Origin of the sequence: Rhodococcus sp. DMU2021 (assembly GCF_019641445.1) — a bacterium.
Lineage (GTDB): Bacteria > Actinomycetota > Actinomycetes > Mycobacteriales > Mycobacteriaceae > Rhodococcus > Rhodococcus pyridinivorans.
The window spans coordinates 16,819-34,232 of record NZ_JAIFKB010000017.1; the positions used below are offsets into that span (position 1 = coordinate 16,819).

General features: G+C 67.1%; 17 protein-coding genes and 1 pseudogene. 7 read left to right on the forward strand and 11 right to left on the reverse strand.

Going from position 1 to position 17,414, the window contains the following annotated elements:
* Window positions 1-14: 14 nt before the first annotated feature.
* The 5 genes from K3M35_RS20300 to K3M35_RS20320 form a co-directional block, all read right to left on the reverse strand.
* Window positions 15-1,520, reverse strand: coding sequence for an NAD(P)/FAD-dependent oxidoreductase (locus tag K3M35_RS20300; RefSeq protein ID WP_220666907.1), 1,506 nt, complete (start codon window positions 1,518-1,520; stop codon window positions 15-17).
* Window positions 1,517-2,095 (reverse strand): TetR/AcrR family transcriptional regulator, encoded by a 579-nt coding sequence (locus K3M35_RS20305; RefSeq protein WP_064061142.1) that lies wholly within the window; start codon window positions 2,093-2,095, stop codon window positions 1,517-1,519. Before K3M35_RS20305 ends, K3M35_RS20300 begins: the two co-directional genes overlap by 4 nt.
* Before the next feature lie 151 nt (window positions 2,096-2,246).
* Complete coding sequence (locus K3M35_RS20310) at window positions 2,247-3,308, reverse strand: aspartate-semialdehyde dehydrogenase (RefSeq protein ID WP_071936173.1); 1,062 nt, start codon at window positions 3,306-3,308, stop codon at window positions 2,247-2,249.
* 2 nt (window positions 3,309-3,310) lie between these two features.
* A complete protein-coding gene (locus tag K3M35_RS20315) occupies window positions 3,311-4,576 on the reverse strand; it encodes an aspartate kinase (protein ID WP_006552446.1) in 1,266 nt (421 codons plus the stop codon).
* A gap of 78 nt (window positions 4,577-4,654) precedes the next feature.
* Window positions 4,655-4,900 (reverse strand): DUF4185 domain-containing protein, encoded by a 246-nt coding sequence (locus K3M35_RS20320; RefSeq protein WP_308257094.1) that lies wholly within the window; start codon window positions 4,898-4,900, stop codon window positions 4,655-4,657.
* 335 nt (window positions 4,901-5,235) lie between these two features.
* On the opposite strand from K3M35_RS20320, the gene leuA reads away from it, so the two are divergent.
* Both leuA and K3M35_RS20330 read left to right on the forward strand, forming a co-directional pair.
* The gene (gene leuA, locus K3M35_RS20325; RefSeq protein ID WP_024102798.1) at window positions 5,236-7,047 is read left to right on the forward strand and encodes a 2-isopropylmalate synthase; all 1,812 of its coding nucleotides are present in this window, start codon (window positions 5,236-5,238) and stop codon (window positions 7,045-7,047) included.
* A 233-nt stretch (window positions 7,048-7,280) separates the two neighbouring features.
* Window positions 7,281-7,655, forward strand: a complete 375-nt coding sequence (locus tag K3M35_RS20330; protein ID WP_006552449.1) for an SHOCT domain-containing protein — start codon at window positions 7,281-7,283, stop codon at window positions 7,653-7,655.
* 22 nt (window positions 7,656-7,677) lie between these two features.
* Here K3M35_RS20330 and K3M35_RS20335 read toward each other — a convergent pair whose 3' ends face one another.
* Window positions 7,678-8,574, reverse strand: coding sequence for a LysR family transcriptional regulator (locus K3M35_RS20335; protein WP_220666908.1), 897 nt, complete (start codon window positions 8,572-8,574; stop codon window positions 7,678-7,680).
* Window positions 8,575-8,646: 72 nt separating this feature from the next.
* On the opposite strand from K3M35_RS20335, the gene K3M35_RS20340 reads away from it, so the two are divergent.
* From K3M35_RS20340 to K3M35_RS20350, 3 genes are read left to right on the forward strand one after another with little or no spacing between them, the layout of a single operon-like run.
* Window positions 8,647-9,684 (forward strand): EamA family transporter, encoded by a 1,038-nt coding sequence (locus K3M35_RS20340; protein ID WP_220666909.1) that lies wholly within the window; start codon window positions 8,647-8,649, stop codon window positions 9,682-9,684.
* Entirely contained in the window at window positions 9,579-10,832 is a 1,254-nt protein-coding gene (locus K3M35_RS20345; RefSeq protein ID WP_024102795.1) for a Mur ligase family protein, read from the forward strand. The genes K3M35_RS20340 and K3M35_RS20345 overlap by 106 nt, the downstream gene beginning before the upstream one ends.
* Entirely contained in the window at window positions 10,825-11,535 is a 711-nt protein-coding gene (locus K3M35_RS20350) for a type 1 glutamine amidotransferase (RefSeq protein ID WP_006552453.1), read from the forward strand. Before K3M35_RS20345 ends, K3M35_RS20350 begins: the two co-directional genes overlap by 8 nt.
* Window positions 11,536-11,682: 147 nt before the next feature.
* On the opposite strand, the pseudogene K3M35_RS20355 reads toward K3M35_RS20350, so the two are convergent.
* From K3M35_RS20355 to K3M35_RS20365, 3 genes and pseudogenes are all read right to left on the reverse strand, one after another.
* Window positions 11,683-12,054, reverse strand: a pseudogene (locus K3M35_RS20355) (alpha/beta fold hydrolase); the annotation flags it as partial.
* A gap of 154 nt (window positions 12,055-12,208) precedes the next feature.
* Window positions 12,209-12,676 (reverse strand): rhodanese-like domain-containing protein, encoded by a 468-nt coding sequence (locus K3M35_RS20360; protein ID WP_064061146.1) that lies wholly within the window; start codon window positions 12,674-12,676, stop codon window positions 12,209-12,211.
* The gene (locus K3M35_RS20365) at window positions 12,673-13,332 is read right to left on the reverse strand and encodes a TetR/AcrR family transcriptional regulator (RefSeq protein ID WP_006552456.1); all 660 of its coding nucleotides are present in this window, start codon (window positions 13,330-13,332) and stop codon (window positions 12,673-12,675) included. The genes K3M35_RS20360 and K3M35_RS20365 overlap by 4 nt, the downstream gene beginning before the upstream one ends.
* Window positions 13,333-13,565: 233 nt before the next feature.
* Here K3M35_RS20365 and K3M35_RS20370 point away from each other — a divergent pair, with 233 nt between their 5' ends.
* Window positions 13,566-14,501: a metal-dependent hydrolase gene (locus K3M35_RS20370; protein WP_064061147.1), complete on the forward strand. Its 936-nt coding sequence runs from the start codon at window positions 13,566-13,568 to the stop codon at window positions 14,499-14,501.
* Entirely contained in the window at window positions 14,501-15,649 is a 1,149-nt protein-coding gene (locus tag K3M35_RS20375) for a hypothetical protein (RefSeq protein ID WP_220666910.1), read from the forward strand. Before K3M35_RS20370 ends, K3M35_RS20375 begins: the two co-directional genes overlap by 1 nt.
* On the opposite strand, the gene K3M35_RS20380 is transcribed toward K3M35_RS20375, so the two are convergent.
* A complete protein-coding gene (locus tag K3M35_RS20380; protein WP_064061149.1) occupies window positions 15,598-16,467 on the reverse strand; it encodes an SDR family NAD(P)-dependent oxidoreductase in 870 nt (289 codons plus the stop codon). The two genes, K3M35_RS20375 and K3M35_RS20380, sit on opposite strands and share 52 nt — an antisense overlap.
* Before the next feature lie 11 nt (window positions 16,468-16,478).
* The gene (locus tag K3M35_RS20385) at window positions 16,479-17,384 is read right to left on the reverse strand and encodes an LLM class F420-dependent oxidoreductase (RefSeq protein ID WP_220666911.1); all 906 of its coding nucleotides are present in this window, start codon (window positions 17,382-17,384) and stop codon (window positions 16,479-16,481) included.
* Window positions 17,385-17,414: the final 30 nt, after the last annotated feature.

Sequence of the window (17,414 nt, forward strand, 5' to 3'; positions counted from 1 at the left end):
GCCGTCGCTCTGCTTCATGCGCCCGCTCCTGCCGTCGCTCGGTGTTCCGTGTAGCTCTCCGGGTCGAACTGCTTGGTCCGCGCCCGGTACTGCCACGTGAAGGTCGGCCACATCACGGAATTGCGGCCCTTCTCGTCGATGTACCAGCTGCTGCAGCCACCCTGGTTCCAGACCGTGTTGTTCAGCGCCGGGTCGAGATCGGCGGTGTAGCGGCGCACCGCGTCGTCGCGCACCTCCACGGCCGAGATGCCGTGACGCTCCATCGTGCGCAGCGCGTCGGAGATGTAGTTGGCCTGGGATTCGAGCATGTACACGATCGAGCTGTGGCCGAGATTGGTGTTGGGGCCGTACATGAGGAACAGATTGGGGAAGCCGGGCACGGTGATGCCGAGATAGGCCGAGGGGCTGCCGTCCCAGGTCTCGGCGAGGGTGCGGCCGTCGCCACCGCGGATATGGTGCGCGACCGGCGGTTCCGTCGGCGTGAAACCGGTACCGAAGATGATGGTGTCGACCGGGTACTCGGTGCCCTTGTCGTCGACGACACCGTTCTCGGTGACCGCTGCCAGCCCGGAGGACACCACGTCCACCTTCGGGCGGGTGATGGCCGGGAACCAGTCGTTGGACAACAGGATCCGCTTGCAGGTGATCGCGAAATCGGGGGTCAGGCGCTTGCGCAGCTCAGGATCGCGCACGTTCTTGCGCAGCACCTGGCGTGCCCGGACCTCGAACAGCGGCAGGAGGTACTTGCGGGCGAAGGGCTTCGTCATGCCGACGACGTAGATCTCCCTCTGCCCGTACACGAATCCGCGCATGAGCTTCTGGACCAGGGAGAAGCGCCGGTAGAGCGTGCGGACCGACCGCGCGATGACGTGGTCGTGCTTGGGCATCACCCAGGAGGCCGTGCGCTGGAACAGCGTGAGATGTTCGACGCGGTCGACGATCGCCGGCACGAACTGGATGGCCGACGCGCCGGTACCGATGACGGCGACACGCTCACCCGTGAGGTCGTGGTCGTGATCCCACTCGGCCGAATGGAACTTCTTGCCGCGGAACAACTCCAGGCCGGAAACCTTCGGATAGGTGGGTGTGGAGAGGGCGCCGGTCGCGGCGACGAGCACGTCGGCCGTCAGGTCGCCACGGGAGGTGGAGATCCGCCACACGGCACGCTCGGCGTCCCACTGCGCCGCGCGCAGTTCGCACCCGAACATCGTCCGGTCGGTCACGCCCTGCTCACGTGCAACACGGCGGAGGTACGCGTAGATCTCCTCCTGGGTGCCGTACGCTCGCGACCAGTCGGGTTCGGGCGCGAAGGAGAACGAGTACAGCGCGCTCGGAACATCGCATGCGGCACCGGGATAGGTGTTCACGCGCCAGGTTCCGCCGACGTCGTCACCGCGCTCGAGGACGAGGACGTCGGCGTCGGGGTTCTCGCGCAACAGCGTTGCGGCCATACCGATGCCACCGAAGCCCGCGCCGACGACGAGCGTGTGCACGTGATCGGGAAGCAGTGCGAGACTCATTTCATCACCAGCGCCTTCCAGACCGGGAGCAGGCGCTCCCGGAATTCTCGATCGGATTCGGGGGTACGCATCAGGGCCGAGACGGCGAAGCCCCGGGCGATCTCGATGCTGAGGTCGATGTGGTCGGGCGAGACCCGGTCGCCCATGATCTCCAGGCAACCCGTGCGGAGCGCGTCCGACACCTTGCGTTCGAGCGGGATCATCGCCTCGTGCAGGGACGGATCGGTCCGCGCCGCGACCCACAGTTCGAGCGCTGCGGCGAAGAGCGGGCCGGAGAAGGCATCCATGAGCGTTTCGAAGCCGTGCTCCGGGTCGGGTCGTGTCTCGAGGATCTCCTGCAGCCGCCTGTCGACGAGGTGCCCGACCGCCGCGACGACAAGGCTCTCCTTCGTCGGGAAGTGGTGGAGCTGGGCGCCTCGCGAGACTCCGGCACGTTTGGCGATGCCCTGCGTGCTGGTTCCCGAATAGCCATGCTCGACGAGCGAGTCGACCGCGGCGTCGAGCAGCTTGGCTCGCGTCGCGGCTGTGCGTTGCGCCTGGGTGCGACCACCGTTCGGCGCAGTGTCCTGGATCACGCATCGCAGCGTAACGGGAAAACAACAAACAGTCCAGACTGCTTGTAAATATTTCTCGGGTATACCGGATCAGGCCCGAAACGCGACGGAGCGGGTGGACCCGAAGAGGTCCACCCGCTCCGTCGAGAAGGTCGGAAGGTCGGAAGGTCGCCTAGACGAGCAGCTCAGCGATCTGGATGGTGTTGAGAGCAGCACCCTTGCGCAGATTGTCGCCCGAGACGAAAAGCGCGAGACCGCGGCCCTCAGGAGCACCCGGATCCTGACGGATGCGGCCCACGAGCGAGACGTCGTCGCCCGCTGCGGCGAGCGGGGTCGGCACGTCGACGAGGCGGACGCCCGGAGCGTTCGCGAGCAGCTCCTGCGCACGCTCGACCGACAGCGGCCGCTCGAACTCGGCGTTGATCGACAGCGAGTGGCCGGTCACGACGGGAACGCGCACGCACGTGCCCGACACGAGCAGGTCCGGCAGGCCGAGGATCTTGCGCGACTCGTTGCGCAGCTTCTGGTCCTCGTCGGTCTCACCCGTTCCGTCGTCGACGATCGAGCCGGCGAGCGGCACGACGTTGAACGCGATAGGCGCGACGTACTTGTTCGGGGCCGGGAAGTCGACGGCGTCGCCCGCGTGGACGAGCTTGTCGGCCTCGTCGGCGACGGCACGCACCTGGCCGACGAGTTCCTCGACGCCCGCCAGGCCGCTACCGGAGACCGCCTGGTAGCTCGACACGATCAGGCGCTGGAGTCCGGCCTCGTCGTGCAGTGCCTTGAGCACCGGCATCGCGGCCATCGTGGTGCAGTTCGGGTTGGCGATGATGCCCTTCGGTGGGTTCTTCACCTGCTCCGGGTTGACCTCGCTGACGACGAGCGGAACCTCGGGGTCCTTGCGCCATGCCGACGAGTTGTCGACGACGATCGCACCGGCGGCCGCGAAGCGCGGAGCCTGTTCCTTGGAGAGGGTGCCACCGGCCGAGAACAGCGCGATGTCGATGCCCTTCAGATCCTCGTCGGAGGTCGCCGCGACATCCTCGACCACGATCTCCTCACCGCGGAACGGTAGCTTCTTGCCGGCCGAGCGGGCCGACGCGAAGAACCGAACCGTGTCGGCCGGGAAGTTGCGCTCCTCGAGCAGGGTGCGCATGACGATACCGACCTGCCCCGTGGCGCCTACGACCGCAATGGTCTTGCCCGTCGCTTCGCTCGCCTGATTGGTGGTCACGATTACCGCCCCGTTCCTGCGTGCACGACGGCCTCTTCGTCGCCGCCGAGCTCGAATGCCGCGTGCAGAGCGCGCACGGCATCGTCGAGTTCGTTGTCATCCACGAGCACGGAGATGCGGATCTCCGACGTCGAGATCAGGTCGATGTTGATGCCGGCGTCGGCGAGAGCCTCGCAGAACTTGGCCGTGACGCCGGGGTGGCTCTTCATGCCGGCACCGACGAGGGAGACCTTGCCGATGTGGTCGTCGAAGAGGACCTGGGTGAAGCCGATGTCGCCCTGCTGCTTGGTGAGGAGCTCGACCGCGCGCGGGCCGTCACTCTTCGGGCAGGTGAAGGTGATGTCGGTCTTGCCGGTCTCGACCTTCGAGATGTTCTGCAGCACCATGTCGATGTTGATCTCGGCGTCGGCGACGGCGCGGAACACCTTGGCGGCGTAACCGGGGGTGTCGGGGATACCGACGACGGTGATCTTCGCTTCGCTGCGATCGTGCGCAACGCCGGTGATCAGGGCCTCTTCCACAGGGATGTCCTCCATCGATCCGGACACCATGGTGCCGGGCTTGGTGGTGTACGACGAACGAACGTGCACGGGCACGTTGTAGCGGCGGGCGTACTCCACGCACCGCAGCATGAGAACCTTCGCGCCGCACGCGGCGAGCTCGAGCATCTCCTCGAAGGAGACCTTCTCGAGGCGCTGCGCGTCCTTGACGATGCGCGGGTCCGCGGAGAACACGCCGTCGACGTCGGTGTAGATCTCGCAGACGTCCGCGTTCAACGCGGCGGCGAGTGCGACGGCGGTCGTGTCCGAACCGCCACGACCGAGAGTCGTGATGTCCTTGCTGTCCTGGCTCACACCCTGGAAGCCGGCGACCAGCACGATGCTGCCCTCGTCGAGGGCGGTGCGCACACGGCCGGGGGTGACGTCGATGATCTTCGCCTTGCCGTGACTGCCCGTGGTGATCACGCCCGCCTGGGAACCGGTGAACGACCGGGCCTCGGCGCCGAGCGAGTGGATCGCCATCGCGACGAGGGAGTTGGAGATGCGCTCACCGGAGGTGAGGAGCATGTCCATTTCGCGGGCCGGCGGGGCCGGGCACACCTGCTGTGCGAGATCGAGGAGTTCGTCGGTCGTGTCTCCCATAGCCGAGACGACGACCACGACGTCGTTGCCCGCCTTCTTGGTCTCGACGATCCTTTCAGCGACGCGCCGGATCCGCTCGGCCGTCGCGACCGAGGATCCTCCGTACTTCTGGACGACGAGTGCCACGCTGGCCAACCTCCGGGTCTCGGGAACAAGTCCAGTGGCCCAGCTTACCGACCGCGGCTTCCATCGACCCGGGGCGTCTCAGGAAAGTGTCGTGCGCAACAGGATGACGTTGTAGTCGCCCCACCGCGAGGCGGTGAAGTAGAGATCCGTATCCGTGGACCCCGGGTGGATGAACGGAGCGTAGAGACCACCGATCTCGCGGTGGGGGACCAGCACGCGGGCCTCGCTCCACGGCCCCTCGGGTCTCGCGGACGTCCTCATCTCGATCGTGCCGTTCGCCTCGTTGCCGTAGAGCATGACGAACTCACCGCCCAGGAACTGCACCGGAGTTCCCGAGTCGCAGGGTTGGGCGTGCGCCGCGGGGGGCGGAGACCGCTATGAGTCCGAGTGCGAGCAGTGCAGGTACCGCTGTCAGGCACGTTCGTATCGATCGGGTCACGACATCACCGCCGCCCGGTCACACGGGACGCATGCGTGTGGGAGGTGCCACTTGGTCGAGGTGGGGTATGGCGCGATACACTGCTGGGCATGCAGCGCGTGCTTCTCCTCGGCCGCCGCGGCGGGATCTGACCAGACCGGCTTCCCGTCGCGGGGTTTCGACGCGCCGGTCGATATTCGATCTGGGCCCACAGGTCCCCTTTTCTCTTTGGAGTTACGTCATGTCACCCGCCGACGCTTTCACCTCCGGCTCGCGCACCATCACGCCGCCGAGCAAGCCGGCCCCGGCCGACCAGCCGTCGTGGAACAAGCAGAAGAACTCGTCGATGCCGACCTACCGGTACCGGCCGTTCGCCGAGGAAGTCGAGTCGATCTCGCTGCCCGACCGCACCTGGCCCGACAAGATCATCGATCGCGCCCCGGCGTGGTGCGCCGTGGACCTGCGCGACGGCAACCAGGCGCTGATCGACCCGATGAGCCCCGCCCGTAAGCGGCGCATGTTCGATTTGCTCGTACGCATGGGCTACAAGGAGATCGAGGTCGGTTTCCCGTCCGCGAGCCAGACCGATTTCGATTTCGTCCGCGAGATCATCGAGGACGGCGCGATTCCCGACGATGTCACCATCCAGGTGCTGACGCAGTCCCGCCCCGAACTGATCAAGCGCACCTTCGAGGCGTGCGCCGGGGCGCAGAACGTGATCGTGCACTTCTACAACTCGACGTCGATCCTGCAGCGGCGCGTGGTGTTCCGCGCCGACAAGGAGACCGTCGAGAAGATCGCGACCGACGCCGCGGAGCTGGTGCTCGAAGAGGCGAAGAACCACCCCGACACCAACTGGCGCTGGGAGTACTCCCCCGAGTCGTACACCGGAACCGAGCTGTCGTACGCCAAGGATGTCTGCGACGCGGTCGTCGAGACCTTGGGCGCGACCCCCGAGAACCCGGTGATCATCAACCTGCCTGCCACCGTCGAGATGGCCACCCCCAACGTCTACGCCGACTCGATCGAGTGGATGCACCGCAACCTGGCGAAGCGCGACTCGATCATCCTGTCGCTGCACCCGCACAACGACCGCGGCACGGGTGTCGCCGCGGCCGAGCTGGGCTACCAGGCCGGTGCCGACCGCATCGAGGGCTGCCTCTTCGGCAACGGTGAGCGCACCGGCAACGTCTGCCTGGTGACCCTGGGCATGAATATGTTCAGCCGTGGCGTCGACCCGCAGATCGACTTCTCGAACATCGACGAGATCCGCCGCACGGTCGAGTACTGCAACCAGCTGCCCGTCCACGAGCGCCACCCCTACGGTGGCGACCTGGTCTACACCGCCTTCTCCGGCAGCCACCAGGACGCGATCAACAAGGGCATCGACGCGATGAAGGTCGACGCCGAAGCCGCCGGTGTCGACGTCGACGACCACACCTGGGCCGTGCCCTACCTGCCGATCGACCCGAAGGACGTCGGCCGCACCTACGAGGCCGTGATCCGCGTGAACTCGCAGTCCGGCAAGGGCGGCATCGCGTACATCATGAAGCACGACCACGGCCTGAACCTGCCGCGTCGCCTGCAGATCGAGTTCTCGCAGGCCGTGCAGAAGGTCACCGACGGTGATGGTGGCGAGGTCAGCCCCAAGGAGATGTGGGACATCTTCCACGAGGAGTACCTGGCCCCGGTCTCGCCGCTCGAGCGCATCCGGCAGAAGGTCACCGCGGCCGAGACCGACGACGGTGAGGACAGCATCGCCGCCGTGCTGAAGGTCGACGGCGTGGAGAAGGAGATCTCCGGCAGCGGCAACGGCCCGCTGGCGGCCTTCGTGGACGCCCTCGAGTCGCTGGGTTACCAGGTGGCCGTTCGCGGTTACGCCGAGCACGCCATGTCCGCCGGCGACGACGCCAACGCCGCGGCTTACGTCGAGGCCGACGTCACGCGTCCCGACGGCACGACCGTCCTGGTGTGGGGCGTGGGCATCGCCCCGTCGATCACCACGGCGTCGCTGCGCGCGATGGTCTCCGCGGTGAACCGCTCGCACCGCTGATCCGTCTCCGAACCGAATGCGGTGGACCCATGAGGGTCCACCGCATTCGTCGTTTTCGGGGATTTTCACCCCGACAATTCATCTCGCAAATACCGTTTCGGGCAATTACCGCACTCTCCGGAAAGATACAGTTCCGAATGTTCGACGAGAACGAACCCGTTCACGGGTGATATCCGTCGAATTCCGCAATTTTCGTCCCGCAGAGTCGTTCTGCTCGAACCCGGAGTGTGCGTATGGAGTTCATGGACATCATCTGGTACATCATCGTCTGCTTCGCATTCATCGCGTACCTCATCATGCTGTGGATGATCATCGGGGATCTGTTCCGCAACCGCGAACAGTCCGGCTGGGTCAAGGCGATCTGGATCGTCTTCCTGTTCGTCTTCCCGTGGCTCACGGGCCTGATCTATCTGATCGTCCACGGCACCGGAATGGCAGAGCGCTCCGCGAAGGAGGCCGCGCAGTACAAGGCCGTGCAGGACGACTACATCCGCTCGGTCGCCGGCAAGTCGCCCGCCGAACACATAGCCGACGCGAAGAAGCTGCTCGACGAGGGTGTCATCGACCAGGCCGAGTTCGACGCACTGAAGGCCAAGGCACTCGCCTGATCCCGCGCGACCACCCGTTCGTTCACATCGACAGCTTCCGTGCCGCTGCGGTCCGGAAGCTGTCGAGCACGGCACCCACGGCTGGCCGTCGCGCCGCTCCCGGGCGGGTGACGAGCTCGTAGATCCGCGCCGCACGTACACCGGCCAGCGGCAGGCGCACCAAGGCGGGATGCAGAACCGAGTACCGCGGCAGCAGGGCCACCCCGTGCCCCGCCGCGACGAGTTCCTCGATGACACGGAAGTCGTTGATGCGGTGCACAACCCGAGCACGGATGCCCGTCACCGCCGCGACGGAGAGCAACACGTCGTCGACGGGGAATCCACCCCGCACGCTGATCCAGCGCTCCCCCACCAGTTCGTCGACCTGCACGCGGTCCTGCGCCGCGAGCCGGTGCCCGGGAGGGAGGACGACATCGATCGGTTCGCGCATGAGCGTCTCGACGTGGACACGCGGCCCGGACAGCGGAGCCGAACGCTCGTCGCGGTGGGTGAGCACCACGTCGTAGTCGGCGAGCAGTGCGGGCGCGGCCGAGGCCGGGACGTCCTCGTCACTCACGTCCAACTCGACGCCGATCGCCCCGGCCGCCTCGAGCACGGCCGGCAGCAGGAGTGCCGCCCCGGAGGGGAACGACGCCACGCGCACCCGTCCGCGGGGCGACCGCGCATAGGCGGTCATCTCGTCGGCGGCCCGGTCGAGGGCGTCGAGCACCTCGTCGGCGCGCACCACGAGCGCACGACCCGCGTCGGTGAACCGCAGGCGTCGGCCGTCGGGTTCGAGTAGAGGCACTCCCGCCTCCCGGGCGAGCACCTTGAGCTGCTGCGAGACGGCTGACGGTGTCATCGACAACGCTGCGGCTGTCGCAGCCACGGTTCCGCGGTCGGCGAGTTCGCGCAGTATCCGCAATCGCACGACGTCCATGTAGTAAAACTACACACTTTTTTCAGAAACATTCGCTTGTACTGATTGTTTCCTGCGCAAAGAATTGACGGCATGCCGTTCCGGGACCGTCTGCTCGCGTTCACCGTCGTGGTGCTCTGGGGATGCAACTTCCTCGCGATCAGACTGGGCCTCGACCACTTCCCGCCGTTCTTCTTCGCCGGACTGCGCTTCGCGATCATCGCCGTCCCGGTCCTGCTGTTCATCCCGCGACCCGCCGTTCCCCTGCGCTGGCTCCTGCTCTACGGCGCCGGGTTCGGCTTCGCCCAGTTCGCCTTCCTGTTCTGGGCGATGGAGGCCGGTCTACCCACGGGCCTCGCGTCGCTCGTACTGCAGTCGTCCGCGCCCTTCACGGTCCTGCTCGCCGTATTGTTCCTGCGCGAACGGCTCGACGGCGTCCGCCTCGCCGGTCTCGTCGTCGCCGTGTCCGGCATGGTGATCGTCGCCGTAGGGCAGGGCGCCGCGGACGCGAGCCTGATCCCCATGACCCTCGCCGTGCTCGCCGGTCTGTCGTGGGCGGTCGGCAACATCGCGACCCGCAAGGCGGGCGCTGCCGACCCCATGCGCCTGATGCTGTGGATGTGCGTCGTGCCCGTGCTCCCCTTCTTCGGAATCTCCTGGTTCGTCGAGGGCCCGCAGGCGTGGTCGACCCTCGATACCGTCGTCACCACCCTGGACGGGGGCCTGGCGCTGGCCGGACTCATCTACGTCGTCCTGGCGGGCACGATCGCCGGCACCGGCATCTACGCCTCGCTGCTGTCGCGCTATCCCGCCGGGGCCGTCGCGCCGCTCTCCCTCATGGTGCCGGTCGTCGGGTTCACCGTCGCGTGGATCACGCTCGGCGAGCGACCGGCACCGTCCTCCCTGATCGGCGGTGTGATCGTCATCGTCGGAGCCCTCGCCGCCCAGGGCGGACACCGCAGTGTGACGAGCAGGACGCTCCTCCGGCGACACAACGCTCCCGCGCCTGTGGAACACTCGCCGACGTGGGAACCAGCACAGGAATCACCGCACGTGGACGGCTCGCATTGCGCGCAGCCCGAGCCGCCGCGTGGGCGTCCCAGAAGGCCGGACGCGGTAAGGGCTCGATGATCGGAGGGCTCGTCGCCCTGAAGATCGACCCGGCACTGATGAAGCAGCTCGGCCACGGCCGGCAGACCGTGCTCGTCACCGGGACGAACGGCAAGTCCACAACGACCCGTATGACGGCCGCCGCGCTCGAGACGATCGATTCGGTCGTCACCCAGGCGGACGGCGCGAACATGGACGCCGGGATCGTCGCCGCGCTCGCCACCGATCTCCGGGCGCCGCTCGCCGCGATCGAGGTCGACGAACTCCACACCCCGCACGTCGCCGACGCCCTCGAGCCCCGCGCGATCGTGCTGCTCAACCTCACCCGCGACCAGCTCGACCGGGTCGGCGAGATCAACATGATCGAGCGGAAGCTGCGTGAGGGCCTGAAGCGGCATCCCGACGCCGTGATCGTCGCGAACTGCGACGACGTGCTCGTCACGTCCGCCGCCTACGACAACCCGAACGTCGTGTGGGTCGCCGCCGGCGCCGGCTGGGCCAACGACTCGGTGAGCTGCCCGCGCACGGGCGAGCCGATCGCCCGCGAAGGCGACCACTGGTACAGCACCGGCTCCGACTTCGCCCGGCCGACACCGGACTGGTGGGTCGACGACGAGAACCTGTACGGACCGGACGGCCTCGTCCTCCCGCTGAAGCTGACCCTCCCCGGTCGCGCCAACCGGGGCAACGCCGCCCAGGCGGTCGCGGCCGCCGTCGCCCTCGGTGCCGATCCGGCGAAGGCCGTCGCTGCCGCCTCGGTCGTCGAAGAGGTCGCCGGTCGCTACAAGACGGTGCAGGTCGGACCGCATTCGGTGCACATGCTGCTCGCGAAGAACCCCGCCGGCTGGCAGGAGGCCCTGTCGATGATCGACCCGACCGTCGACGGCCTGGTGATCGCCGTCAACGGTCAGGTGCCCGACGGTGAGGACCTGTCGTGGCTGTGGGACGTCCGCTTCGAACACTTCGAAGGCGTGCAGGTGGTGGCAGCCGGAGAACGCGGCACCGATCTCGCCGTCCGCCTGACCTACGCGGGTGTCGAGCACACGCTGGTGCCGGATCCGCTGAAGGCCATCGCCTCGTGCCCTCCCGGCCGCGTGGAGGTGCTCGCCAACTACACCGCGTTCCGCGATCTCAACACCGCCATCGCCAGGAGAGCTGCCCATGTCTGAGTCGACCGTCCGCATCGGACTCGTCCTGCCCGACGTGATGGGCACCTACGGCGACGGAGGCAACGCCCTGGTGCTGCGCCAGCGCCTGCGGATGCGCGGTCACGACGCCGAGATCGTCGAGATCGGACTGAACGATCCCGTCCCCGAGTCCCTCGATCTCTACACCCTCGGTGGTGCCGAGGACGCCGCGCAGCGACTGGCCACGCGGCACCTGCAGCGTTATCCGGGTCTGCAGCGCGCCGCCGAGCGCGGAGCGCCCGTGCTGGCCATCTGTGCCGCGATCCAGGTGCTCGGCCACTGGTACGAGACGTCCTCGGGCGAACGCGTCGACGGTGTCGGCATCCTCGACGCGACCACCTCGCCGCAGCAGACCCGCGCGATCGGCGAGATTGTCATCCGCCCCACCCTCTCCGGCCTCACCCAGCCGCTGACGGGATTCGAGAACCACCGCGGTGGAACGACTCTCGGGTCCGATGCCACCGGACTCGGCCGCGTCGACCGCGGTGTCGGCAACGGCGTGGGCGACGGACTCGAAGGTGCCGTGCAGGGTTCGGTGATCGGCACCTATCTGCACGGTCCCGTGCTCGCCCGCAATCCCGAGCTCGCCGATCATCTCCTGATGCGCGCTCTGGGAGTCGACTCGCTGCCGCCGCTGGATCTGCCCGAGGTCGATCTGCTGCGGCAGGAACGGTTGCGCGCCTGAGTGATCAACCGTGCGCGGCGATGTGTTCGAGGACCAGCCGCGCGAGCTTCTCCGGCTCCTCGTCGGGAATCCAGTGGCTCGTACCGACGAGCGTTTCCCGTCGGTACGGCCCACTGACGTAGTGGGCCGTCGCGTCGACCCCGGCGGATCCGATCGCCCGCTGGTGAAGAACGAGCGCATGAACGCCGTCGGATGCGGAACGGACACCGCCGTCACGGTGCGGACGAGATCGGGACGATGCGCCGCGAGCACCCCCGCGACGGCAGCTCCCCAGTCGTGGCCGACAACGTGCGCGCGACCACCGGGTACCGACTCGATGAGCGCCGCGACGTCGCCGACGAGCAGGTCGAGGCCGTAGTCACGGCGGCGGGGTGGTGGGGCGCCGGGCGAGTAGCCGCGCTGATCCGGGGCGAAGGTGCGAACCCCGCGGCGTGCAAGTGGGGCGCGACCGCCTCCCAGACGCCCTGTGCAACCCCTGCTGCAGTCGCGGCGATCGGCCGCGAAACCTCCCCTGAACAGGGGTTCGGCCCGGTGATTCGCTTTACGCGTTCTCCGGGCCGGATCTCTGCTTCACGAGCTTCTCTCTGTCGTCCGCGGACGTCTCATAAGCTCGATTCGCACCTTCGATGTTAGCTACGTCACAGTGAGAATGCAAGCCTTTTCGTGCTGCCGGTCAGACCGAAGCGAGGGGGTATCCCAGAGTCGCCCAATCGTGCAGGCCTCCGCGGTAGTAGGCGAGCGCGGACGCGGGATATCCCGCGTCGATCAGCTTCCGGATCGCGTCGGGCGACTGAGGGCACTGGGGACCGTTGCAGAAGACGATCGTCGTCCGGGCGGTATCGAGCTCGTCCTTTCTCGCGACGATATCCTCGTGCGGGATGTTCACGGCACCGGGGAGGCTCACCCCGCTCCGGGAATCGGGCACCCGCGTGTCCACCAGCGCAGCGCCCCGGTCGAGCAGTTCGATCACCTCGAGTTCACCGACGGTCGCCACGCCCGCCACCACCTGCATCGGCTGCACCTCGCCCCAGGTCGTCTCCACCACCGTGCGGTCGGCTTCACCCTCCAGCGGGCGGGGAACGTTCTGGGGATCGCCGTCGCGCGTACGATCGGCACGCCTGATCTGCTGCTCGTTCGTCACGAGCCGGACTCTACGGGAGAGCAGTCGCGCTTCGCGGGATTGCCGGAATCCCACTCCCGCTGGGCGAGCATCGCCGTACCCATCCATCGTCGCAGGTAGCGGCGCAGATCGTCGTCGGAGCGTGGCGGGGTTCCCGGCGAGACGAAGAACGACTGCATCGTGCGCAGCACGTACTCGACCAGCTCCGCGAGGGAGTCGTCGTCGTAGCCGTGTTCCTCCCAGTCGACGTCGAACCGCTTGATCATCGCCATGCCGAACATCCACGCCTCCTCCGAGGCGATCGCTTCGGGATGCGGGTTCGAATAGGTGCTCGACAGCAGGATGCCGAGATGCGGGGTGCGACGCACCTCCGCGAGCGTGTAGACCACACCTTCGGTCATGGCCTCGACCGGATCGTCGAGTCCCGCGACCTGCCGGGTGAGTCGTTCCAGGAATCCTTCGACCGAGGCGATGGCGGCCGCACGCATGAGGGCGTCCGCGCTGGGGAAGTAGCGGTAGACCGTCTGGCGGATCACCCCGAGGGACTGGGCCACATCGGCGATGTTGATCTCCGCGCCGGTCCGGTCGATCAGGTCGACGGCGGCGGCAACGATCCGCTGCGACGCCTCTTCGTCGTCGGCGGGAGGACTCCCACCCCACCCACGTCTACGTGCCACTTCGCGCTTCCTCGAGCCGTCGCCTGGAGAAGGCCCGACGGTAACACAGCCGACCTCGGTGGATGTGGTGCGAAACGGGCTCCCGCGAGCGAATGGGACACCTATCATACACATGACGCATTTCGTGTATGTTCACTCCGATCGGGGCCTCCCGGCTCGTTAGAGGTCCTCCCGACGGTGTCCCGAAACAGGTCCACAGCCAGCCCGGCGTCGAAGAGACGAGGTACCGCCCCATGACGAACCTGCAGGTCCGCAAGATGCGTTTCGCATTCGCGGATTACGACGTGCCGTTCCTGTGGAACGAGGAGAACCCGGCCTTCTCGAGCATGGCCAACGCCGTCTCGTTCCTCGCGATCGGCTTCGAGAAGATGATCGTCAACATGATCCGCGAGATCACCCCGCGCATCACCGATCCCGAGGTCCTCGAAGAGGCCAACGCCTTCATGTACCAGGAGGGGCAGCACTCCACCGCCCACCGGCAGCACGTGAAGGGACTGATCAAGAGCTATCCGGAGTTGCAGGAGACGCTCGACGACGTCATCGGCGCCTTCGACAAGCTCACCGCCGAGACTTCCCCCGAATACCGCCTCGCGTACACCGCCGATCTCGAGGCGACCTTCACTCCCGTCTTCAAGCTCATGCTCGACAACGACGCGGCGCTCTTCCGCCCCGGCGACGACCGGGTCGCCTCGTTGTTCATCTGGCATTTCGTCGAGGAGGTCGAACACCGCAGTTCGGCGCTCATCATCTTCGACGCGGTGGTCGGCAGCGATCTGTACCGCATGCGGCAGGCCCCCTCGGTGTTCAAGCACGTGCTCGACGTCATCGCCATCGCGTGCGAGGGCTTCAACAAGCATGTGCCGCTGGAGGAACGGAAGATCGACACGATGTCGATGTTCGCGTCGCACCGCCGTAAGCAGAACCTGCGGCGCCGGTTGCCGTTCCTCCAGTACCAGGATCACGGCCCGATGCCGCGCGCCTTCGACGTCCTGCCGCTCGGCGAACAGCTCGTCGCGCTGGTGGGCATCATCCGCAGCCAGATGCCCAAGCACAATCCCGACCACGAGAAGCTGCCGGCCCTCGCCGACGTGTGGTTCCGTCGATTCGACGAAGGCTACGACGTCTCGCACTGGTACACGGCGGAAACCGTGGGCGGGAGGAACAACTGATGTCGGACCTGTGCTCGCCCACCTTCGAGGACCTCTCGACCCGCCTCGGATTCTCGTGCGACGAAGCCGGGGGGATCTTCGAACTGCGCAGTCCGTTCGCGCTGGAGAACTGGACGCTGCCCGTCCTCGAGCTGACCATCGTGCTCGGGGCGGTGCTGATGCTCGTGTACGCGATCGTCCGGTTGCGGCGCACCGGTGACGCCACGAACCTCGTCGTCTGGCTCGGCACCCTCGCGTTCCTGTTCATCATCGAACCGCTGCTGTACTTCCCCGACGCCTTCGGCGTGGAGGACTACCTCGACACGATGTTCGCGCACAACGTGTTCACCGTCGAGTTCATGTGGGGACGCCTGCCGCTGTACATCATCGCGATCTACCCGATGATGGCGACGATCGCGTTCGACATCGTTCGGATGCTCGGGGTGTTCCGGCAGTACGGCACCGTCGTCGGCGCCGTCTGCGTGGGCTTCGTCCACCACGCCTTCTACGAGATCTTCGATCACCTCGGACCGCAGCTGCGGTGGTGGGAGTGGTCGCTCGACAACCCGATCAACCAGCCCTTCTTCGACTCCGTTCCGCTCCCGAGCGTCGTGGTCTTCGCTGCCCTGTGGCCGATGTCGCTCGCATTCTGCGCGCAGTTCTTCGTCGGCCGGCACATCGACGCCGGTCGCACCTTCGGCGGGCTCGAACTGACCTGGCGCACGATCACCGTCGGACTACTCGCGTCCGTGGGTGTGGTGATCCTCCCTGCGCCGGCGACCGTCATCGGCATGGGCAGCACGACGGTTCGGGCAACGATCTACGCGGCCGAACTCGTGATCCTGTCGATCGTGGCGATCTATGTGCTCTCACGCCAATGGGTGCGCTTGCGCAACAACGGCTCCGAGCGTCCCTATTCCAACGACCTCGTCCGCTGGTACGCCCTCGTCTATCTCGTCGTGATGGCCGTGCTGTGGATCGGTGCGCTGCCCGACTACTTCGCCGCGGTCGATGGGGTCACCGAGAACGGCGACCCCATCGGCAACCTGTGGTACACCCTGGCGTGCTTCGTCGTCGCGATCGCATGTGTGGCTGCGACCTTCACCGTTCCGCGCCCTCAGCCGGCAGGTACCGACGACATCCCTTCGAGGACGCTCGCCGGGGCGTAGTTCGCCCAGCCGGTGCCCGGCCAGTTGAACCACCCCGACGACGCGAGGACGCCGCCGTCGGGGTGGAGGGTCGTCCCGGTGACGAACGACGACAACCCGGATGCGAGGAACACCACGCAGTTCGAGACATCGTGGACGTGCCCCACACGTCCCATCGGAATCGCGATCCCGGCACTGGTGGCGTCGGCCAGAGCATGCTCCCCGACTGCGAGTTTCTCCAGTCCGGGAGTGGGCACGAAATCGGGAGCGACGTTGTTCACCCGGATCCCGTACGGTGCCACCTCCACGGAGAGAGTCCGGGCGAACTGCTCGACGGCCGCCTTCGCCGCGGAGTAGACCGCATAGCCGGGTGCGGCCCGGTGCGCCTCGATCGTCGTGATGTTCACGATGCTCCCGCCGCGTCCGCCCTCCCGCATCCGGGGAACTGCGAGCGAGCACGCCTGCAGCACGTGGGACAGGTTGGTACGCACGAGGGCATCCCAGCCCTTCGGCGAGGTGTCGACGAAGGGCGACCGGAAGGTGCCGCCGACGATGTTCACCAGGATGTCGACGCGTCCCCACCGTTCGTCCACCGCATCGAACAGGCCGGCCAGGACGGCAGGATCGCGGACGTCGCCGCAGTGCACGAGACACTCGGTTCCCGCGGCGACGAGATCGGAGCGGAGCGCTTCGGCGGCATCCGCGTCGATATCCAGAACGGCCGGGCGCACGCCGTTGGCCGCGAGGTCCCGGACGATCGACTCCCCGAGCCCACCCGCGCCACCCGTGATCACCGCAACCGCCCCGGCGAGCCCTGCGCGTTCCTCGAACCACCCCATTGCGGGCTCCTTCACGACAGATAGGTCGAGCCGAACGACTCGAGGAAATCGACTGTGGCCGACAGGCCCTCGATACGGCACGAGACGGACACCCAGTCGACCCCGGCCTTCTCCAGCTCGGCGAACACCTCGCGGTGCCGGTCGGGTCCTGCGGTCGACGACATGAGTTCGGTGCCGTAGGAATACACGACGTCGATCCGGTCCGTGCGGCCCGCAGCGAGTGCGCCGGATCGGACGTCGGCGATCTGCTCCCCCAGTTCTTCGAGGGGGCCGAGCGTGCGGGTACGAGCGGTGGCACTGAGTTGCCCGCCTCCCGACATCGGCATCCATCCCTGCGCACGCTGTGCGACCCGCCGCCGCGTGAGCTTCGAATTCCCGCCGATCCAGATGGGTATCGGATCCTGCACCGGCCGAGGCCGGGCGATGATGTCGCGGGCACTGAAGTGGCGGCCCCGGTAATCGAAGGGCTCACCGCGCCAATGGAGCGGAAGCACGTCGAGCGCTTCGTCGAAGAGGGCGTTGCGTTCGTCGAAATCGACGCCGAGCGCGTGGAACTCACTCTTCTGGTAACCCACTCCGAGACCGAGCGTGAAGCGCCCACCCGAGAGCTTGTCCAGGCTGGCCGCAGCCTTGGCGAGGAGCATCGGATTCCGGTAGGGCGCGACCGCCAGGTAGGTCAGCAGACGCAGCCGCTCGGTCGCCCCGGCGACATATCCGAGTGCGACGAACGGGTCGAGGGTCTGGTGCCCTCCGGCCGAGAGCCATCGGGCACCGGGCGCAGGATGCTCGCTGAACGCGAACGCGTCGAATCCCGCTTTCTCGGCGGCGACGGCCACATCCCGGACGGGCCCGGGATCGAGCACGTCACCCTCGGGCCCGTTGATCTCCGGGTAGTGGAAGATGAACCGCAACGTCATTCGAAGAACCTCTCGCGACAATAAGACTTT